Here is a 19,983-nt window from a genome sequence, read left to right as displayed (position 1 = left end):
TTCACCGATCTGCTTTGGCGTTGCGCGCACTCAGCAGACAAGCCGCCAAGTCACGCACGATGCGTGACTTGGGAAGATCCGGCCGAAAGATCAGCAAGGTTCGAAAGTGCAGCGCTGCCGAGAATGGGCGAAACACCACGCCCCGGGCCGCATAGCCGTCTGTGGCGTAGGGGTTGACCAGCCCCACGCCCAGCCCTTCCATCGCCAGCGCGCACACGGTGGATGAATTGGGGGTCTCTGCCACCACCTTGGGCCTGACGTCGCTTGCCTCCAGAATTCGCGTCAGTTTTCTGCGCACAGTGTCCTCCGGCGAGAGCGCGATGAAGGCCTCCTCGTGAAGGTCCTCCGGCTTGACCACCTTGCGCGCGCACAGCCTGTGCCCCTCGGGCATGGCACAGACTGCTTTGGGCGTGGCGAACAACTGGTGCTCCAGTCCCGCAACATCGATTTCGTCAGCCGCCAGACCGACCTCGAAACGGCTGCTCACCACCAGCTCGCGCACGGTGGCTGAGCTGGCCACCTGCAAGGTGACGGCAATCGACGGGTGCTTTTGCCGAAACAAGCGCAGCGCATGGGGCACCAGGGTCGATCCCATCGCCGCCAGGCTGGCAATGCGGATGTCGCCCGTCCCAAAGTCCCGAATACGCGCTGCGCTGATCCGCAGTCTGTCCAGGCCCTGGAACGTGGTCTCCACATCACGAAAGAAAAGATGGCCTTCGGCGGTGGGCACCAGCCGACCACGGACCCGGTCGAACAGCGCGAACCCGGTGGTCTTCTCCAGCTCCAGAATGCTGCGGCTGATGGCCGGTTGGCTGATCTGCAGCAGGTCTGCAGCGCGGGACGCAGAGCCCGTCACCATCACCGCGCGAAAGGCTTCGATCTGACGAAAGTTCATTCACCACCTATCAGCTTTTTGCATAGACCCCATCGATCGCATCATTGATTGTTATCGATCTGGATTCTAAAGTTCTCTCATTCGCCGGCCTACGGACCACGCGCACTGCCCGCTGGTGCTGATGGGTCGGCCCACCAACATTGAAAGGACCACAGCCATGGATCGCAGATCGTTGTTGCAAAAGGGGGGCGCTGCCAGCGCAGCGATGTTGCTGCCCGGTGCTTCGCTGTGGGCGCAGGCGCCATACCCCGACAGGCCCATCAAACTGATCGTCCCCTGGTCTGCGGGCGGCAGCACCGATGTGCTGGCCCGTGCAGTCGGCCAGAGCATGGCCGATGGGCTGGGCAAACCGGTGGTGATCGACAACCGTCCCGGCGCTGCAGGCCGCCTGGGTGTGGACGCAATGTTGAAGTCGGCAGCGGACGGGTACACGGTCGCCATCATCGAACTGGCGCACGCGATTGCACCGTCGATTTATCAGAAGATGCCCTACGACATCATGAACGACTCGGCGGCGATCTCCACCCTCGGAGTCTCTCCCTTGGTCCTTTTCGTGGATGCGCAGAAGTACCAGGCTGGGCAGCACCAGAAATTCGTGGCCGATGCGAAAAAGGCGGCAGAGCCTCTGAGCATCGCCACCAGCGGCACGGGCAGCATCAGCCATCTGGCGGCGGGTCTGTACGCCAAAGAGGCCAAGCTGGAATTGCAGATGATTCCGTACAAAGGCTCAGCGCCCGCATTGACCGATGTGGCGGCGGGTGTTCTGAGCGGTCACTTCTGCACCTTGGCAAGCGCGAGCAGCCTGTTCAGTGCCGGAAAAATCGTGCCCCTGATGGTGACGGGCAATCGGCGCGTGCCACAGCTTGCAAATGTGCCCTCTGCCAGCGAGCTGGGGCTGAACACCATGGACTTTGGACAGTGGTGGGCGTTGGTGGCGCCGGTCAAAGTGCCCAAGCCCATCATCACCGCGCTGCACAAGGCGACGGCCACTGCGCTGGCGGACAAGCAGGTGCAGTCCCGGATCTCCAGCCTTGCCATCCAGCTGGGCAGTTGCTCTCCCGATGAGGCCCAGGCCTTCATACGCGCCGAAGCCATCAAATGGGCCAAGGTGGTCAACAGCCTGGGCATCAAGCCCGAATAAGCAGCCAGCAAGAGCCATCCGCATGCCCCCACAAGCCCACGTTTCTCCCGAAGCGCCCAACGACCAGTTTCGCAGCCTGTCACCCGCCGTCTGGCGCGCCTCCACCGTCCTGTTCGACACCGTCGCAGACTTCACTTCCCGCAAAGACCGCCTGTTCGACGGCTACACCTACGGCGTCACTGGCACCCCCACCACGCGCGCGCTGGAAGAAAGGGTGGCGGCGCTGGAAGGAGCCCACCATTGTGTCGCCGTGCCTTCCGGGCAAGCGGCGCTGTGTTTGATCGCCCTTTCCCTGCTTGAGGCGGGAGACCATGTGCTCATCGCAGACTCCGCCTATGGTCCACTGCGCACCTTCGCCCGCGACTACCTGCAGCGCTTCGGCATAGAACACGACACATTCGATCCCTTGGCCGGGGCCGACCTTGCGAGCTTGCTGCGCCCCCAAACCAAGCTGGTGTTTCTCGAATCCCCAGGCTCTATCACGATGGAGATGCAGGACATTCCGGCCATCGTGGAGGTGACCCGGACAGCCGGCGTGCGCACGGTGCTCGACAACAGCTGGGCCTCCCCCCTCGGGTTTCGCGGCATTCCAGCGGGCGTGGACATCGTGGTGGAAGCTGCATCCAAACTTTTGAGCGGTCACTCCGATCTGCTCCTCGGCACCATCGCAACGGACAGCCGATCGCTGTACGAGGCGTTTCGGACCACGCAGAGTGTTCTGGGGCAGGCGGTGAGTGCCGAAGACTGTTTCCTCGCCCTGCGGGGCATGGACACGCTGGAAGTGCGCTATTCCCACCAGTGCGCCAGTGCGCTGGCCGTGGCCTCGGCGCTCACCAGCCATGACGCGGTGACAGAGGTCCTCTTTCCGCCGCGCCCCGGAGACCGTAGCCACACGCGCTGGGCAGCTTCGTTCACCGGTGGTGGATGCGTGCTGTCTTTTGTTCCGCACTTCCACGGTGATGCAGCCATTCACCAGTTCTTCTCGGCACTGCGGGTGTTCCAGATTGGGGCCAGCTGGGGCGGAGTTCACAGCCTGGCGGCGTACTACCCCGAAACAGAGCAACGCAAACGCAAGCACTGCGCATTCAGTGCGGGCATCGTCCGACTGTCCATTGGGCTGGAGCCTTCGGGCAAGCTCATCGCAGACCTTGAGCAAGCGCTGCATGCCGCTGGCGCACTGCCGTCCTGACCTCCAATCCCTAAAGAGAAAAGAGCCATCCATGATTGAACGACGCCACTTTTTCCGCTACGCCACCGCCAGCTCACTGGCGGCGGCCATGGGCACTGCATCCGCAACGACGCCTGCCATGACGGGCACTGCAACAGGCACTGGCGCAACTTCGATGTCTGCCGCCGCAGGCTCCAGCGCACTGCAAATGGAACTGGCCGGGCTCTACGACGTGGACCGCACGGTGATCAACCTGGACGCGGCGTACTACGGGGCCATGACCCGTGAGGTTCAAGCCCATTACTTCGAGCGTTCGATGTGGGTGAACCGGTACAACTCCACGTTCCTGCGCAGCGCGGTACAAGGCATTCCGCGCGATCCCGAACTCAACAAGTCGCGCGCAGCCGTGGCCCACCTCATCGGCGCCACACAAGACGAGGTCACGCTGTGCGGCGGGGGGACGGAGGCCCTGTATTCACTCATCGTCAACTACCGGCCACTCAGCGCGGGTGACGCGGTGATCTATGCCGACACCGACTATGACGAAATGCAGTACGCCATGGACTATCTGGAGCAAAGCCGGGGCGCCAAGGTCGTGCGCTTCAATCTGCCTGAGCCCCACACCCGCGCCAATGTGCTGCAAGCCTATGACAGCATCTTGCGCAACACACCGCGCGCCAAGTTGCTGCTGCTGACCCATGTCTCCAACCGCAACGGCCTTGTGCCACCCGTCGCCGAGATCGTGGCCATGGCCAAAGCGCGGGGCGTCGATGTCATTCTGGACAGTGCCCAGGCGGTGGGCCATATGCCCTTCGATGTAAAGACCTATGGCGCGGATTTCGTCGGTTTTTCGCTGCACAAATGGGTGGCCGCGCCGCTGGGTACCGGCGCAATCTACATCAAGAAGGAAAGACAGGCAGACATCCAGCAGTGGCTGGGCAACAAGATCTACAAAGCGGAGGACCTGCGCTCGCGCATTCCGACAGGCACCGTGGACGTGGCAGCCCGGCTCAGCATTCCCAAGGCCTTGGCCGTGCAAGAGCGCATCGGCCTGGAACGCAAGTTCGCCCACTTGCGTGCCTTGCGCGACTACTGGGTCAGCAGGGCGCGGGATGTGCCTGGTGTCGAGCTCATGCTGCCGCAGGAGCGCGACAACTATGGCGCGATCAGCGCATTTCGCTTAGCGGGCCTGCGCACCATGGAGCAGGCGCGCAAGGTCCAGGAGCGCTTCATCTCAAAGCACGGCGTTCTGGTGGTCGCGAAGTCGGGGTTGGCTTCCGGGCCGGTGATGCGGGTGACCCCATCGCTCTTCAACACCACCGAAGAGCTGGACCGCTTGGTAGCGGCCATTCAGGCGGAGCGAAATCTGTTGGCTTGAGTTGCAGATGCTGCGGAACATTTGGGCCTGCGTCGAAGCCGAGCCTGCCACGGGCCCGTGGTTCGCCGTTCGGTTTTCGGAAACACGGTTTGCCATCTTCGAAGCGTTTCCCGATCTGGCGGGGCGGCAGGCGCATCTCGATGGCGGAGGGGGCGATATCTTTCGCGACGTGGCGCGGATGAATGCGATCCTTGCCGAGGCGGCTCAGGTGCATCGCGTGGATGTGGTGATGAGCAAGGATCACTTTTCTTATGGCGAGGCGGGATGATTAACAGTCCCTGAGGCTGACTGCCTACTACGGCAATAGAAGGCGGATTGCAGCATTCAGCAGACCAAAATTGACCAGCTACTATCGGTCAGAAGCGTGCATTGACACACGCGGCCTAGGCCCCGATCCCAATCGACGGCGGCCGCCATTGCACCAGGATTCGCTCACCTACTGCGATTAGGTCGTCAACATATGAAGAGACCTGTGGCCGATTGACCGCTCGCGCGGGATCGTCGGCGTTTTCGAACAAGGCCGCCATGCGTTTGGCGATCACGCGCGCGGAGGACTCCGGCCACCATTTGCTCAATTCGCTGACGATGGCATCCTGCCGAATGCCATCCGCGCCGAAATCGAACATGCTCCGGGCAATGTAGTGAAGATTTCTATCCATGCTGGCGAAAAGGTATCTTGGCGTTCCAGCCGCGGCCGCCTTGTTCACACGACGCACAAAGTCACTGAGATGGGTGATGTCCCACGCAGCGTTCTTCGCACCTTCCAGGGCTCTTTCGCGATCGGCAGACTGCAACTGTTTGAGGAGTCCCTTTCGAGGAGGCGAGTTTGGCGCGTAGTAAATGCAGGCCAGCATCGCGGCGGGGCCGGCGATGATGAATTCCTTGTGCATCCAATTGAGCAATGCAAGGATGCGCTCCAAGTGCGGAAGGCCAGCGAGTTCGAGCTCGCCAATTTTGAGCGCCACGATGTAGTTCCGGCGCCATCGGCCGATGGGCTTCGCCAAGTCGAGGTCGCCGATCGACGCGGGCGCCACGAAGCCTTCAAGGCGCGCCGCTCTGCCCATAGCAATGTCCATTTTCGCGAATGCATTCGCGTTGTCCGCTTGACGCAGCCAGGAGAGTTCGTCGTTTGCGACCGCATTTCCCTGCTTATGCGCTAGCTCGTGAAATGCGATTAAGGGTTCCACCTCAATGTCCAGAAAATGCGCGAAGGCAAGGAGCGCGGCGACCGGGCGCATCGACTCTTCAACTTTGGCGCCCTTTGCAATTTGCGCGAAGCGCGATGCGACATTGCGGTCAGGGAGCAGCACCGTCTTGATCTGTTCGAAATTCATCTCGTAGATGAAGCCGTCGGGATGGCATAGCCCCACGGGCGGAGGAATGTAGCCCGGCGTCAGAACGTCCGCAGTTTCCAAATCTTGGCCCAGGGTCACCAGCTCGTCGTAAGGGAAGTCGGGCGGAAGCAGCAGCGCCCCCGCCATGTCGTCATCACTCTCGGAGCCATCAGGACAAAAGTGAAAAATTTTCCCGTGTACGGCGCGCGGGATCATAGATCGAGCATGTCCCACTCTTCGCCCATCATCCAACGCAACGCCGACAGCTTCCCGTTCATCATCCCCCATTCGAACGCGCTCCAAGGTCCAAGATTTTCGCTCCCATATTTCTTTTCCATCCGCTTTGCGGCGGCGCGGCCGAGCTTGATGCCGCTCTCGACGACATGCTTGGAATGACTGCGGTGATCCTTCGCCATCAGCGCGTCCCATTCAGCCTTCGTAACCAGCTTGACCTTGCCCTTCTCGATCTGCCATTCGAGATGCTTGTGATGGCCATACCAGAGTTTGTCCCTCAAGATCTCGTGTTCTTTGAGTAGTTCCGAGATACCGCGCGGCTTCTCCTGCAACGCCAGCCCCTGGACCTCGCTGACGAAGGACGGGTCGACTCTTCGTAAGCACTCCGCCAAGTTGACGAAATACATTGACTTGATCTTGCTGAAATGTTTAGCGATGTCCGGATGCGGCAGCTTGAAGTCGCCGTCCGGGACGCTGAAATCATTGTGGTTGTCGGTGACGAAGGCGAAACGGTCTCTCGCGCGGCCGGCGCGAGAAACTTCGGCGTAGGTTTCAAAAATCACCGCATCGGCGATCGAATTCTTATTGGACCTGTGGCACGGGGCTTCGAGACGCAGCGCTCGCTCGGCCGCCTTACGCATCACCGCGTCGCTCGGGTCGACGATGGTGGCTGCCGACAGGAGTTTCTCGATCTCGTCCAACGTGCTCTCAACTGGCCTGCCAAGCTGCGGCAGCTTGTGGTTGACCTCGGCCAAGTGCGCCAAGACCATCTGGTTCTTCTTCTTGTCGCCGCCGACCTTTGCAATGGCTTTGCGCACTTCTTGAAGGTGCCCGGCAAAACTCTTGTCGGCGGACTTGAGTGTTCTCGCTCGGTTGCGAGCGAACTCATCGGCTACCTGGCGCGGCACCACCAGCTTCATTTTGCCAAGGGCTACGGCTCCGCGTACCACTTGCAAAAGCGGAGTGTGCTTGTGGTCTTCTGCGAGTTTGAGCCAAACGCACGTATCGATGAGTACATAGATCACCAGAGAATGATAATCCGAGCCAACTTCGTGGCCCTCGTCTCAGGACGCCTTCGGCCACGGCGCAGATGAGGTCTCGTAGCGCGAAGACCCACAGTTTCCAGCGTAGTGATCGTTGCGCGCAGCTTTTGAAGTCCCAACCGCTGCGCCTCTTCCCTGCGCTCGTGGACAGTCGTGCTCAATGGCCGGAATAAACATGGCTCCCTGGGCCATGCATCGCGCTCAACTGAAAGCGCCCCCAGCGCCCTACCCTCAGCCCAACCCCCCCTGGCACACATACTTCGTGTGCAGGTAATCCTCCAGCCCGTGCGTCGATCCCTCGCGCCCGTAGCCCGACTCCTTCACGCCCCCGAAAAGCAAGCCTAAGTAGTTGATTTAAAGAGTGTTTTTTCCAGAGATTTCTGTTTCTGCACAAAAACCGATATCACCCCGCCCCGTGCGGCCCCTTCATGGCGACGGCGATCCCCAGGGGCGCCAGTGCGCGCAGGAAGAAGGATGCACTGGCCTCGCTGTCGCTGGCGCGGATACCGATGTGGTCGAACATGAGAACTCCCGTTCGGGGATGTGAGGGTGGAGGCCGGCCCTTACGGCCCCGTTTCCGCCAAGCCCGCCCACCTCGGTTGTAGCGGCTGGCTTGCCAATCTGCATTGCGGCAGATCAATTCACGCCGAGGCACAGGACCCGGCCGCCACAGCGGTCACCCTCGCCTCAACGGATCTTGTACAGCACCGCCGCCCCGGGCCTGGGTTCGAAGGCCGGCACGGTGCGTTGTTTCAGGGGGGCGCCCTTGGCATCCCAGACCAGCGTCTCCACCGGGTACTCGTCCTTGCGGGTCATGGCGCCGATCTGCTGGACGATCACAGCCGAAGCAGCCGCCACTTCCGGGTTCCATGCGAACACGCCGACCCTGCCGTAGAACACGGCCGGCGCGTCGGCATCGAGGCGACGGTCCGGGCACATCACCAGGCCGCGGTCCCGCATGACCCGCAATGCGCCGACGGGCACGGCCTTGACCGTGGGCGTGGTGCGCTCGGTGCTGTGGCCGGGGCAGACATTGGCTGAGCGGGTCACCATGTCTTCGGCCACCTGCCGGTCGGATTGCGCGAATGTGGGCAGGGTCGCACCAGACAGGGCGAGCAAAGCGAAAGCGGACTTCCAATGCATGGGGTGAAAACTCCTTGTGGGATAAAACTCCAAACCTTCCAGCCGCACCGGAGGGGGCGGCTGCGAAGGACGCGATCAGATCCTATCAACCCGGTCGCCGGGCGCTGCCCAGGGATGGGCCAGGGGCAGGCTCCCCCGCCCGCTCTCCCACCCCAGGCTCACTTCACCAGCGCCAGCAAATCCTTGAAGGCCGGGTGTTCCGCCGTGCGCGCCCATTCGAAGATGACCATCTCGGTCGTGACCAGTTCGGCGCCCGCGCCGGCCAGGCGGTCGAAGGCGGCGTCGCGGTTGCGCTCGGTGCGCGAGCCGCAGGCGTCGGTCACCACGCACACGTCGAATTCGTCCTCCAGCAGGTCCAGCGCCGTCTGCAGCAGGCACACATGGGCCTCGCAGCCGGCGATCACGATGGCGCCGGGCTCTTCGGCCGTGGGCTGGGGTTTCTGCAGGTGCTTGGGCAGGCTGCGGGCGTTGCCGGCAGGCGGCTTCGGCTCGGGGCGCAACCATTCGCCCAGGCCTTCCTCGGCCGCGCTGAAATGCATCTTGGCCAGGGTCTTGCGGCACAGCGCACGCAGCGCCGGATCGTTGGGCCCCAGGCGCGAGGGGTTTTGCTCGGTGCCCCATACCGGCACCTCCATCAACTGGGCCGCCCGGGCCAGGCGCAGCGCGTTGGCCAGCACGGCCGGGCCTTCGAAGATGGCGGGCATCAGGCGTTCCTGGTAATCGACCAGGACGAGTTGGGATTCGGAGGCGTCGAGCAGCATGGGCGGGGTGCGCTGGGCAAAAGGTGAAAGATGCGGGGATTGTCGCAGCCGTGCTTGGCGCAGGTTCCTTGGGGGCGTGCGACGGGGGTGGACTGGCGCGGGAACGCCCGATCCGCCCAGTGGTAGTCAGCGCGTCAGGCGCAGCAGCCGGCCCTGGGGTCCATCGGTCAGCAAGTACAGCCAGCCGTCCGGACCCTGGCGCACGTCGCGGATGCGTTCGGCCAGGCCGCCGAGCAGGTATTCGTCGCGCACCACCTTGCCGTTCGCCAGCTCCAGCCGGTGCAGCCGGCTGACCTTGAGCGAGCCGATGAACAGGCTGCCCCGCCAGTCGGCGCCATAGCGGTCGCTGGTCAGAAAGGCCATGCCCGACGGCGCGATGGACGGCACCCAGTAGTGCAGCGGCGGCTCCATGCCCGCCTTGTGCGTGAGCCCTTCTCCGATCTTGCCGCCGCCATAGTTCTCGCCGTAGGTGACGACCGGCCAGCCGTAATTGCGCCCGGCCTGGGGCACGTTGATTTCATCGCCCCCCTGCGGGCCGTGCTCGTGGATCCACAGCCGCCCGTCCGGGGCGATGGTCGCGCCCTGCGGGTTGCGGTGGCCCCAACTCCAGATTTCTGGCAGCGCGCCGGCGCCGGTCGGGTTGCCCGGACCTGGCGAACCATCGGGCTGCACATGGATGATCTTGCCCAGGTGGCCGTCGAGCTTTTGGGCGTCTTCCTTGCGGGAGGAGCGCTCGCCCACGGCCAGAAAGAGGGATCCGTCCCGGGCCTGCGCAATGCGGCAGCCGAAGTGCAGCGAGCTCTGCACCTTGGGCCGTTGGCTGAAAATCACCCGCACGTCGGTCAAGGCAGTTTCGCCGGGGGGCAGCACCGCGCTCGCCATGGCGGTGCTGTTGCCGGTCTCGCCCTGCGGCGCAGGCTCGGAGTAGCAAAAGAAGATGCGCCGGTTGCGTTCGAAATCCGCGTCGGTGACCACATCGAGCAGGCCGCCCTGCCCGCCGAAAACGACCGGCGGCAGGCCGGACACGGGCGAATGGATCCGGCCATTGGCCTCGATCACCCGCAGACGGCCGGAGCGCTCCGTCACCAGGAACCGTCCGCCCGGAAGGAACGCCACCGCCCAGGGGTTGGCCAGATCCTGGGCCACAGTCACCGCCTGGCCTTGCGTCTTTGCTGCCTGCGGCACGACGGGAGTAGCCGGTTGGGCGCGGGCCTCCACGCCGGCCACCATTGCCGCAGCGCCAGATGTAACCAATAACAGCCGGTAAAAAACAGAAGACAGAGAGCCAGATTTATCGAATTTCATACAGCGGAAATTTTGTAACACAAGGGCCTGCCAGTCATCGCGTCCCCAGGGAAAAGTAGGACTCGCCGAATTTCGTTGCGAGCGGGAAGAGCATGCCACGCAGCGGCTTCATAGCCAAAAGCCATGGGGCTTTGGTTTTGCGACACTTTTTGCTAATGGAAGCCGGAACATGCGTGATAACCTCGCGCCCCATGTCTCGATGGATCTGCCTCTTGTTGCTGGCCTGCGCCAGCGCCCACGCCGCCCCCAACAATGCGCCCTCCGATGATTTAGACCGTCTTGTCCGCGAAAGGACGATGCTTTCGCAATTCCAGGAAGCCCGGCACAACGTGCAGGACAAGGCTGGAGAAGTCGTTGCCACGGCAATGGGATTTCTCGGCGTGCCCTACCGCCGGGGTGGCAATGACGTCGAAACCGGTTTTGATTGCAGCGGCTTCATCCGCACGATCTACGGCAAGGCGGCGGGCCTGGTACTCCCGCGCCGGGCTGACCAGCAAGCGGCCGCCACCGAGAAGATCGAGAAGAAAGACCTTCAACCGGGCGACCTTGTCTTCTTCAACACCATGCGCCGCGCTTTCAGCCATGTCGGCATGTACGTGGGTGACGGCAAGTTCATCCACTCGCCCCGCAGCGGTGCGGAAGTCCGCGTGGAAGACATGGGCGCCTCTTACTGGCAGCGGCGCTTCAACGGCGCCCGCCGCGTGAGTACCGAAGACGGCGGCAAGGACGGCTCCGCCAACTGAGCGCTCTGGCCTGGTGCACCGCGTGCGCATGGTGAAGCCGCCTGGGCCTGTCAGGGTTTGATGACGGTCGTTGTTTCCGTGCTGCGAATGGGTTCGCCCACCACATTCACGGGACGGGCATCGGGATTGCGCAGCATTTCCTTGGCGGCAGCCATGTCGGCCTGGTAGCGCGCCCGGGCCTGTGATTCGCACGACTTGCGGGCACCCGCTTCACCCGCACGGCATTCTTCCAAACCCACTTTCAAACCACCGCCCGCTTCACGGATCGCGGTCTGATAGCGTTGCGCAGGGGTGGTGTCCGGCCGTGCGCCGCGATCCAGCGATGCCTGATCGCTCTGTGCGAGGGCCGTGGAGGGCAGCATGGCGCCCCCGGTGGCCGCGGCCAGTGCCAACACGGTGGCGGACAAGAAAGTGCGGGGGGATCGGATGGGCATGGGCTTTCCTTTCTTTTCTTGTGGGAGAGCCATGACCTTATCCAGCCCGCAATTCGCCAGGCGCGGGATTCACGCGCGTCGGCTTGTCGGCCGGCTCCCACACCCCGCACGCCGTTTCCCCGCTGCCTGATCTTCCCCGAAAAACCCCTATTTTCGGCCGGCAGCACAGTGCGCTTCGTCCGACATGGCGCCTTGGGAGCCGCCGGGTAGATTCGCCCTATCTCAACCAGAAAGTGCCTGCCCATGTTTTCCGTCCTCGGTGTTCTTCTCGTCGGTCTCGTGGTGGGCTTGCTCGCCCGTGCGCTCAAGCCAGGGGATGACAAGCTCGGCTGGATCATGACGGCGCTGCTCGGCGTGGCCGGGTCGTTCCTGGCCACCTACATCGGACTCGCCATGGGCTGGTACCAGGAGGGCGAGCCAGCCGGCTGGATCGCCTCCATCCTGGGCGCGATGCTGCTGCTGGTGGTGTATAGCTTCTTCAAGAGCAAGAACTGAAAGGCGGCCGCCCCGTGGCGAAACGTGTTCCCAGCGCCTCGGCCCTGGCCGGCAACGACCCCGATCTTCTGGCAGCCGTGCAGCGCAGCCGGCGCCTGCTGCACTGGCGCGCACTGATGGCCGCCGCGGCGGGCACCGTGCCCATTCCGGGCCTCGATTGGGCGGTGGACGCGGCCTTGCTGTCCCGACTGGTGCCGCAGATCAATGCGGAATTCGGCCTGACGCCCGAGCAGATCGACCGGCTCACGCCCCACAAGCGCGAGCAGGTGCAGAAGGCGGTCGGCCTCGTCGGGTCGGCCTTGATCGGCAAGTTCGTCACCCGCGAGCTGGTGATCCGGGCTACCCAGGCCGTGGGCATGCGCCTCACGGCCAAGCAGGCGGCCAAATATGTGCCGCTGGCCGGCCAGGCCGTGGCGGCCGTGCTGGGCTACACCACGCTGCGCCTGCTCGGCGAGCAGCACCTGCGCGATTGCGTGGAAGTCGCCAAGGCGGCCCAACTCACCCTGCCGGCGCCACAGGCCGATTCGAAGCGCTGAATCCCCGCCCGGCGGCCCAGCATTCGAACGCGGCCGCTCGCCCGGCACAATGGCCGCCCATGCCGCCGCGCCCCCCCGCTGACTCCCCTCGCGCCAAGCGCCCTTCCGTTGCCTCGGCTGCGCGCGAGCATGCCATCGGCGCCTGGGTCTCCGCGCTGCAGCGCCGGGCCGATGCCGCCACGCTGGCGCGGCTGCCCACCCTGTCCGATGCCGAGGCCGCGCAGGTCATGGCGCGCATGCGCGGCGATGCGCCCCGCGCCGCCGCCCCGTCTGCCCCGCCGGGCCCGGCGGACGGCACCCTCGCCACGCCGGGCCGATTCCAGCCGCGCATCACGCTGCAGACGCTGGGCCGTGGCGACGGCCTGCTGGGCCTGCGGCCCCACGGGCCGATCGGCCCGCGCGGCGACCAGGTCACGCTGGCCCGCATCGACTGGACCTACCGCACGCTGGATGGCGCCGCCTGGGAAACGCCCGCCCCCACCTCGGTGCTCAACAGCCGCCCGCCGGCCGTGCAGGAGCTGTACGACACCGGCGGCCCCGTGCTGCGCCTGCAGCGCGATGGGGCGGCCGAGGCAGACGCCATCGACCTCGTGCGCGACCTGGGCCTGCTGCCGGTGCCCGAAACGGCCTTGCAGTGGCGCGACCGTGCGGGTGCTCCCGTGCTGGGCCCTGTCTGGACGCTGCCGCAGGAGGCGGCCTTCGGCGACTTCTGGGCCGAGCAGGTGCCGCGCCTGCAGGCCCACGGCTGGGCTGTGTCGGTACTGCCTGGCTTCGCGCACGAGAGCGTTCCCGTGCAGCGCTGGACGCTGCGCCTGGACCCCGACACCGGCGAGCTGCTGGGCAAGGACCTCGCCGGCCCGCTCGGCCCGCGCGAACGCCCGGTGCAAAAGCTGCATCTGCCCGAACGCGAAGGGGCGTGGCTGCTGAGCCTGGGCATCGAGGTGGACGGCGAGACGCTGGACTTGGCGCCCCTGCTGGCCGATCTGCTCCGGCGCGAGCCGCGCTGGCTGAACGCCGCGCAGATGGCCGCCATCGACGACCACGCCACCGTCTCGCTGCGCGCGCCCGGCGGGCGCCGCATCGATGCGCCCGCGGCGCCGCTCAAGGCCATCGTCGGCGCGATGGTGGACCTGCTCACCGATCCGCTGCGCAACGCCGGCCGGCAGCGCCAGGACGGCGACCCGCTGCGCCTGGGTCCCTGGGAGATGCGGCGCATCGAGGCCCTGCGCGCGGGCCTGGTGCAAGCGCACCGCGTGGGCACGGTCAGCGGCTGGGACAACGGCTGGGACAACGGCTGGCAGTTGCAGGGCGATGCCGGCCTGGCCCATCTGGCGCGGCGGCTGAAGGCGATCGGCACGCCCGCGCCCGTGGCCGCGCCGGCCGGGCTGCAGGTGCCGCTGCGGCCGTACCAGCTCGACGGCCTCGCATGGCTGCAATACCTGCGCGCTCAAGGGTTGGGCGGCATCCTGGCCGACGACATGGGCCTGGGGAAAACCGCGCAGGCGCTGGCCCATGTCCTCACCGAAAAGGAAGCGGGCCGGCTGGCGCACCCTGCGCTGGTGGTGCTGCCCACCTCGCTCGTCTTCAACTGGCAGGCGGAGGCGCAGCGCATGGCCCCGGGCCTGCGCGTGCTCAGCCTGCACGGCGCGGACCGGCGCGAGCGTTTTGCCCGCATCGGCCAGCATGACCTGGTGCTGACGACCTACCCGCTGGTGTGGCGCGACATTGACGCGCTGGCCGCGCAGCCGTGGCACCTGCTGATCCTGGACGAGGCGCAGATGGTCAAGAACGCCGGCAGCCGCAGCGCCCGCGCCCTGCGGCGCCTGAACGCTGCGCATCTGCTTTGCCTGACCGGCACGCCGCTGGAGAACCACCTGGGCGAGCTGTGGGCGCAGTTCGACTTCCTCATGCCCGGCTTTCTGGGCGATGCGCGCAGCTTCTCCCAGCGCTGGCGCAAGCCCATCGAGGAGAACGGCGAAACCCTGCGGGCCGAGGTGCTGGCCCGGCGCGTGCGCCCGTTCATCCTGCGCCGCCGCAAGCAGGACGTGGCCACCGAACTGCCGCCGCGCACCGACGTCGTGCTGCGGCTGCCGCTGCAGGGCCGCCAGCGCGAGCTGTACGAGGCGGTGCGTGCCGCCGCCGACCAGCAGGTGCGCCGCGTGCTGCAGCGCCAGAGCTTCGACGGCGCGCAGATCACCCTGCTGGATGCGCTGCTCAAGCTGCGGCAGGTGTGCTGCGATCCGCGCCTGGTCAAGGGCAGCGAGGCCGCCCGGGCGCAGCCCGCCACCATGGAGCGCGCCAAGCTCGAATGGCTGGCCGACGCGCTGCCCGCCCTGGTCGCGCAAGGGCGCCGCGTGCTGGTGTTCTCGCAGTTCACCGAAATGCTCGCCCTGGTGGCCGAAACGCTGGAGGCGCTCGCCCTGCCCTTCCTCGCGCTGACCGGAGACACCCCGCCCCGCGCGCGCGGCGCCGTGGTGCGGCGCTTCCAGGACCGCGGCGATGCGGGCGCGCCGCCCGTCCTGCTGGCCAGCCTCAAGGCCGGCGGCGTGGGCCTGAACCTGACCGCCGCCGACACGGTGATCCATCTCGACCCCTGGTGGAACCCCGCCGTGGAGGAGCAGGCCACCGCCCGTGCCCACCGCATCGGGCAGGACCAGCCGGTGTTCGTCTACAAAATCGTGGTGGAAGGCAGCATCGAGGAACGCATGCTGGAACTGCAGGCCCGCAAGCAGGCGCTGGCGCAGGGGGTGCTGGGGCACGACGCCGCGGGTGCGGCCAAGTTCAGCGAGGCGGACCTGAACGCCCTGCTCGCCCCCTTGTCGGAACCCCAGGACAACCCACTGGCCATCCCGGCGCACGATGCGATCCGGTGGGGCGGCACGGGACCGGCGAGCATGCGGTGAATTCGCGAATAAGGGTGTTTTTGGCCCCATGCCCTAGTGAATCATGCCTTCATTGCTATTAAATAAATAGCAACGACCCTCTGGCGGCAGGAAGGGCTCGATCCTTGCGCCGCATCCCGCCAGAATGGCGCCATGACGACGACCCCGCCCCCCGAACCCCGCTACTGGCTCATGAAGTCCGAGCCGCAGGAATGCTCCATCGACGACGCCCTGGCCGCCCCGGATGCCACCGTGCCCTGGACCGGCGTGCGCAACTACCAGGCGCGCAACTTCATGCGCGACGGCATGCAGGTGGGCGACGGCGTGCTGTTCTATCACTCCAGCTGTCCGGAGCCGGGCATTGCCGGCCTGGCGCGCGTGGCATCTGCCACCCGGCCGGACCCGACGCAGTTCGACCCCGAATCGCCCTACCACGACCCCAAATCCCGCCCGGACCAACCGCGGTGGCTGCTGCTGGACGTGCAGGCGGTGCGCAAGACCCGCCTGCTGCCCCTGGCCGAATTGCGCGCCCGGCCGGAACTGGCCGGCCTGCAGGTGCTGCAAAAAGGCAGCCGCCTGTCCATCACGCCGGTCGATGCGGCGGACTGGAAGCGGGTCGTCGACGTGCTGGACGCGGCGCCGCCCGCCTGAGCCGCGCCCTGCGAGGGCCCAACGGTGCCGCCCGGCCACCGGTGCAGCACCTGGTGCCCGTGCCTATCATGGCCTGCCCTCCACTCCCCTTTCGCGGCGGCGCCAGCGCCCCGCGTCCGCCATGCGCAACATGCTCGACTTCAGTTCCTGGCACACCCTGCTCACCACCGCGTTGGGGCTGCTGCTGGCCTCGCTGCTCATGGTGGGCATCCGGCTCGTCTTCATGCAGACCATCCAGCGCCGCCAGCAACGCGAAAACCGGCAGATCAACGAGCGGCTCAAGACCCTGATCGCCGCCTACAAGACCTTGGGCGGCTCGTTCACCGGGCAGTTGCAGGTGAGCCCGACGCACATGCGCGACCTGCGCCGGCCGGCTGGCAGCCCAACGCCATCGCTGCCCCCTGCCGAAGGCGATCCGGCCACCGTGGAAGAGGCGCTGGCACCGCTGACCAGCACCGAGCGCCAACGCCGCGTGCGCGATGCGGTGGAAGCCGCGCTGTCCGACGTGATCCTGCTGGGCACCGAGGAGCAGGTCCAACTCGCCGCCCAGGCCGCGCAGGACATGGTGGCCGGCCGCAGCATCGAAACGGCGCAGCTGGTGGTGTCGCTGCGGCAGTTCATTCGGGCGGCGCTGGACCTGGAACCGATTGCGGAGCACGTGCCGATTCCCGTGCAGGGGCCGCTGCGGCCCGGTGGAAGCGGTGGCACGGGCGCCCGGCGCGCCAATGCCGATGGCGGTGTGCGAGGCAGTGGGGGCGGCGCCGGCGGTGGAATGGGCGAAAGCGGGAACGGCGGCGGGATGGGAATGGCGCACCACGCGCCTGGTGGTGACCCGGCCGACAACGGAGGGTCCGCCACGACAGCCGCCAGCGGGCACTGAAGGGGGATGAGGCAGCGCTCCCCTGCCCGCTCGCCCCCCGTCACGCACGAGATCCGCCCGGCACGGCGCACCGCCTCATTCGCTATCGCGCAGGTGTTTCGCGAGGAACGCCGAAATCCGCGCCTCGTAGGCCGGCGGATCGAACGCATGCAGATCGACATGCGCCGCACCATCAACCACCCACAACGCCTTCGGATCGTCGGCCGCCGCGTAGATGCGCCGGGTTTCCGCCAGGGGGGTGTGGCGGTCCTCCGATCCGGCCGCGATCAGCAGCGGCACGTGCAGCGACGGCAGGTCGGCGATGGGCCGCAGCTGATCCGCGGAAACGCCCAGCCGCACGGGAAGCTGCCACAGCAGCAGCGGCGTGAGCCACCGGCCCGCCGGCCCCAGGTACATCGCCAGGCGGTCGGAGACCGCGTCTTCGATCGTGGGGAACATCGACTCCAGCACGACGGCCTCCAGGGACACGTCGGGCCGGGACAGCACGAGCGAGGCCGCCCCGAGCGATGCGCCGATCACACCGATCTTCTCGTCGGGCAGCGCGTCGGACAGGTAGTCCAGGGCCGCCGCCACGCCTTGCGATTCGTTCCAGCCGAAAGTCACCCGGTCCCCGGCGCTCTCGCCATGCGCGGGCAGATCGATGAGCAGCACCGAATAGCCCAGGCGATGGAGAAAAAGGGCCCGGCCCAGCATCTGCCGCCGGTCCGCACCGATGCCATGCAAAAGCAGCACCGCCCCGGCCCCGGCATCGCCACGGACCAGCCAGCCCGCAAGGGACTGGCCCGTGACGGTATCGAACCGCACCGGGCTCGCGGGCAGATCGCCCGGGGCCGCGCCCACGGGCCGGTGGTGCGGCTGGCTCAGGACTTCGCCCGCACCGAGCCAAACCGCGAGGCACAAAAAGGCGGCAGCGAGTGCCGCGAGGATTCTTCGACGTTGCATGGGCAGCGATGCTAGCGGCCCATGGGGTCACCGCCACCACCAAAGCAGGCCAGCGCAGGGCGCTGCCGCCACGCCCAGGCCCAGCCAGGCCCGCGCCGCGCTGCGCGCGCAGAACACCCACAGCGCGATGGCCGCGTACACCGCGAAGCTGAGCAACGTCGCCAGCAGCACGCCATCCGCGCGGCTCCCTCCCCACAGGCGCGGCGCCGCCAGCGCCAGCACGGCGGCGAGCAGGGACGCCACGGCGTACCCGCCCACACACGCGGCCAGCACCCGGCTGGCAACGCCGAGCCGGCCGGCCGAACGCATCGCGGGCCGAAGGGGGCGGCTCATCCCTGCACCCCGCCGTGCGGCGCAGGGCGCCGGGGGGCGCCCGGCACCGCCTTGCGCGCGCCGTGCCAGCCCTGCCTGGTGCGGTACGCGGCCCACGCCAGCGCCGCGCCGAAGGCCAGCGCGACGAGCTCCACGCCGGCGCGCTGTCCATCGCCCGCCAGGGCGTAGCGGCCCAGGTGCTGGCCGGTGGTCCAGGCGTTCAGCGCGGGCAGCGCCACGCACAGCGCCGCTGCCGCGCCCAGCTGCTCCACCCAGGCCCGGCGCGGCGGGCGCAGCGCGGCGTGCAGCAGCGTGGCCAGCCAGACCGCCAGGAAGGCCCGGATCTCCCACAGCGCGCGGCCGGGCAGTTCGGTGGGCAGCAGGCGGTTGGCATGGAGGTAGCCAATGCAGGCCACGCCGATGCCTGCCACGGCCGCGACGTTCAGGGCCTCGATGGCGCGGTAGACGCCGGCCGTGGCACGGCCGAACTCATTGCCGCAGGCGCGGCGCCGCTTCACGCTGAACAGCACGGTGCCGGTGGCCACCATCACGGTGCCGAGCAGCCCGCTGGCGAAATACAGCCACTTCATCGGCCAGCCACCGAAGCGGGCGAAGTGCAGCGACTCCATCACGGCGTGCACCTGCTCCGAGGCGAAGGCCGCGTCGGGGTCCGGCCGGCGCACCTGCAGCACGGCGCCGCTCACGCCGTCGAACACCGCGGTGGCCACCGGGTTCAGCAAGGCGCGGCGCTGGCCTGCGCCTGGCTCGGCTCCGCGGGGGCCGAGCACGCGCACCGTGGCATTCGCATCCCCCGGCGCCTCGACCACCACCATGCGCGGTGGCTGACCCGTCAGGTCGCGGGCCCTTTGCAGCAGCGGTGCCAGATCGTGCAAGGCCGCGGGCCGGCCCGTGCGGGGGCGGCGCAGCGCTTCGCCCTCGCCGTGGTGCAGCTCGGCCTGGAACCGGGCATGGGCCGACTCGCCGCTGCCGTAGGCCGCTTGTAGTGGCCAGGGCATGTACGAGGTGTAGAAGATCGCCAGCCCGGTGTAGACGATCATGAACAGGAAGGGCAGCGTCAGCACGGCGGTGGCGTTGTGGGCGTCCATCCACGAGCGCTGGCCCTTGCCCGGCCGGAACGTGAAGAAATCCTGAAAGATGCGCCGGTGCACGACCACGCCGGACACCAGCGCCACCAGCATGGCCATCGACACCCAGCCGACCACCCAGAAGCCGAGCGCGTTCCACTGCAGCATGTAGTGGAATGACATGAAGTGGCGTCCGCCTTCGGTCGCCCGGCCCCAGGGCAGGGGCAGCACGGCACCGGTCACCGGATGCAGCGCGGCCGTCTGGTTGACACGGCCATCGCGCCACGCCAGCAGCAGGGCATCGCCCGGACGCTGGGGCAGCTCGATGCGCCAAAAGCGCGCGCCGGGTGCCTGCGCGGCCAGGTGCCGCACGGCCTGGGCCAGCGCGTGTGGCACGGCCCCCTGTGTGCCGGCCCCGGCATCCGCCAGCACGGGCCGGGCCTCCATCCAGCGGGTGATCGGCTCCCGGAACACGCTGAGCGTGCCCGTGAGGAAGATGGCGCACAGCAGCCATCCGCAGACGAGGCCGCACCAGGTGTGCAGCCACGACATGGACTGGCGGAAATTGCCATTGCCCTTCATGCGGGCCCCATCCCTTGCCATTCGCCGCGCGATCGACTG

At 66.8% G+C, this 19,983-nt stretch carries 20 protein-coding genes and 1 pseudogene; 10 read left to right on the top strand and 11 right to left on the bottom strand.

The window, feature by feature from the left end; translation table 11 throughout:
• Position 1: 1 nt before the first annotated feature.
• Positions 2–895: a LysR substrate-binding domain-containing protein gene (locus R1Z03_RS07415; RefSeq protein WP_284406125.1), complete on the bottom strand. Its 894-nt coding sequence runs from the start codon at positions 893–895 to the stop codon at positions 2–4.
• A gap of 121 nt (positions 896–1,016) precedes the next feature.
• Here R1Z03_RS07415 and R1Z03_RS07410 point away from each other — a divergent pair, with 121 nt between their 5' ends.
• Genes R1Z03_RS07410 through R1Z03_RS07395 form a run of 4 tightly spaced genes read left to right on the top strand, consistent with a single transcriptional unit; the run spans position 1,017 to position 4,850 of the window.
• Positions 1,017–2,036 carry a tripartite tricarboxylate transporter substrate-binding protein gene (locus R1Z03_RS07410; protein ID WP_317358276.1) on the top strand — a complete coding sequence of 340 codons (1,020 nt, stop codon included), beginning with the start codon at positions 1,017–1,019 and terminating at the stop codon, positions 2,034–2,036.
• A gap of 22 nt (positions 2,037–2,058) precedes the next feature.
• Positions 2,059–3,225, top strand: coding sequence for a PLP-dependent aspartate aminotransferase family protein (locus tag R1Z03_RS07405; RefSeq protein ID WP_317358273.1), 1,167 nt, complete (start codon positions 2,059–2,061; stop codon positions 3,223–3,225).
• 31 nt (positions 3,226–3,256) lie between these two features.
• On the top strand, positions 3,257–4,582 hold the full coding sequence (locus tag R1Z03_RS07400) for an aminotransferase class V-fold PLP-dependent enzyme (protein WP_317358269.1): 1,326 nt from the start codon (positions 3,257–3,259) through the stop codon (positions 4,580–4,582).
• A 7-nt stretch (positions 4,583–4,589) separates the two neighbouring features.
• Positions 4,590–4,850 (top strand): hypothetical protein, encoded by a 261-nt coding sequence (locus R1Z03_RS07395; RefSeq protein ID WP_317358267.1) that lies wholly within the window; start codon positions 4,590–4,592, stop codon positions 4,848–4,850.
• A 115-nt stretch (positions 4,851–4,965) separates the two neighbouring features.
• Here R1Z03_RS07395 and R1Z03_RS07390 read toward each other — a convergent pair whose 3' ends face one another.
• The 6 genes and pseudogenes from R1Z03_RS07390 to R1Z03_RS07365 all read right to left on the bottom strand — a co-directional run bounded on the left by R1Z03_RS07390 (position 4,966) and on the right by R1Z03_RS07365 (position 10,327).
• Complete coding sequence (locus tag R1Z03_RS07390) at positions 4,966–6,132, bottom strand: hypothetical protein (RefSeq protein WP_317358265.1); 1,167 nt, start codon at positions 6,130–6,132, stop codon at positions 4,966–4,968.
• The gene (locus tag R1Z03_RS07385; protein WP_317358263.1) at positions 6,129–7,175 is read right to left on the bottom strand and encodes a PIN domain-containing protein; all 1,047 of its coding nucleotides are present in this window, start codon (positions 7,173–7,175) and stop codon (positions 6,129–6,131) included. Before R1Z03_RS07385 ends, R1Z03_RS07390 begins: the two co-directional genes overlap by 4 nt.
• A gap of 249 nt (positions 7,176–7,424) precedes the next feature.
• Positions 7,425–7,526 (bottom strand): annotated as a pseudogene (locus R1Z03_RS07380) (aldehyde dehydrogenase family protein); the annotation flags it as partial.
• Between the two features lie 354 nt (positions 7,527–7,880).
• Entirely contained in the window at positions 7,881–8,336 is a 456-nt protein-coding gene (locus R1Z03_RS07375) for a hypothetical protein (protein WP_272569261.1), read from the bottom strand.
• Positions 8,337–8,494: 158 nt separating this feature from the next.
• Positions 8,495–9,097 (bottom strand): isochorismatase family protein, encoded by a 603-nt coding sequence (locus R1Z03_RS07370; RefSeq protein WP_272569259.1) that lies wholly within the window; start codon positions 9,095–9,097, stop codon positions 8,495–8,497.
• 126 nt (positions 9,098–9,223) lie between these two features.
• Entirely contained in the window at positions 9,224–10,327 is a 1,104-nt protein-coding gene (locus R1Z03_RS07365; protein WP_317358260.1) for a PQQ-dependent sugar dehydrogenase, read from the bottom strand.
• A gap of 266 nt (positions 10,328–10,593) precedes the next feature.
• On the opposite strand from R1Z03_RS07365, the gene R1Z03_RS07360 reads away from it, so the two are divergent.
• Entirely contained in the window at positions 10,594–11,145 is a 552-nt protein-coding gene (locus R1Z03_RS07360) for a C40 family peptidase (protein WP_272569691.1), read from the top strand.
• A 50-nt stretch (positions 11,146–11,195) separates the two neighbouring features.
• Here R1Z03_RS07360 and R1Z03_RS07355 read toward each other — a convergent pair whose 3' ends face one another.
• Positions 11,196–11,552, bottom strand: a complete 357-nt coding sequence (locus R1Z03_RS07355; protein WP_317358257.1) for a hypothetical protein — start codon at positions 11,550–11,552, stop codon at positions 11,196–11,198.
• 270 nt (positions 11,553–11,822) lie between these two features.
• Here R1Z03_RS07355 and R1Z03_RS07350 point away from each other — a divergent pair, with 270 nt between their 5' ends.
• From R1Z03_RS07350 to R1Z03_RS07330, 5 genes are all read left to right on the top strand, one after another.
• Positions 11,823–12,074, top strand: a complete 252-nt coding sequence (locus R1Z03_RS07350) for a GlsB/YeaQ/YmgE family stress response membrane protein (protein WP_272569255.1) — start codon at positions 11,823–11,825, stop codon at positions 12,072–12,074.
• A 14-nt stretch (positions 12,075–12,088) separates the two neighbouring features.
• Positions 12,089–12,610 carry a hypothetical protein gene (locus R1Z03_RS07345; RefSeq protein WP_317358255.1) on the top strand — a complete coding sequence of 174 codons (522 nt, stop codon included), beginning with the start codon at positions 12,089–12,091 and terminating at the stop codon, positions 12,608–12,610.
• 59 nt (positions 12,611–12,669) lie between these two features.
• The gene (locus R1Z03_RS07340) at positions 12,670–15,513 is read left to right on the top strand and encodes a DEAD/DEAH box helicase (RefSeq protein ID WP_317358253.1); all 2,844 of its coding nucleotides are present in this window, start codon (positions 12,670–12,672) and stop codon (positions 15,511–15,513) included.
• A 132-nt stretch (positions 15,514–15,645) separates the two neighbouring features.
• The gene (locus R1Z03_RS07335) at positions 15,646–16,143 is read left to right on the top strand and encodes an EVE domain-containing protein (protein WP_272569252.1); all 498 of its coding nucleotides are present in this window, start codon (positions 15,646–15,648) and stop codon (positions 16,141–16,143) included.
• Between the two features lie 121 nt (positions 16,144–16,264).
• Positions 16,265–17,023 carry a hypothetical protein gene (locus R1Z03_RS07330; protein ID WP_317358250.1) on the top strand — a complete coding sequence of 253 codons (759 nt, stop codon included), beginning with the start codon at positions 16,265–16,267 and terminating at the stop codon, positions 17,021–17,023.
• A 75-nt stretch (positions 17,024–17,098) separates the two neighbouring features.
• On the opposite strand, the gene R1Z03_RS07325 is transcribed toward R1Z03_RS07330, so the two are convergent.
• The 3 genes from R1Z03_RS07325 to R1Z03_RS07315 are packed head-to-tail and all read right to left on the bottom strand — an operon-like array spanning position 17,099 to position 19,944.
• Entirely contained in the window at positions 17,099–17,965 is an 867-nt protein-coding gene (locus R1Z03_RS07325) for an alpha/beta fold hydrolase (RefSeq protein WP_317358248.1), read from the bottom strand.
• A 27-nt stretch (positions 17,966–17,992) separates the two neighbouring features.
• Entirely contained in the window at positions 17,993–18,298 is a 306-nt protein-coding gene (locus R1Z03_RS07320; RefSeq protein WP_317358245.1) for a DUF3649 domain-containing protein, read from the bottom strand.
• Entirely contained in the window at positions 18,295–19,944 is a 1,650-nt protein-coding gene (locus R1Z03_RS07315; RefSeq protein ID WP_317358243.1) for a PepSY-associated TM helix domain-containing protein, read from the bottom strand. The genes R1Z03_RS07320 and R1Z03_RS07315 overlap by 4 nt, the downstream gene beginning before the upstream one ends.
• Positions 19,945–19,983 lie beyond the last annotated feature (39 nt).

The organism is Acidovorax sp. BLS4 (genome assembly GCF_032929295.1).
Taxonomy (GTDB): Bacteria; Pseudomonadota; Gammaproteobacteria; order Burkholderiales; family Burkholderiaceae_C; genus Paracidovorax.
Note: the sequence above shows the minus strand (reverse complement) of the source record. Positions and strands in the feature narration are given on the sequence as shown.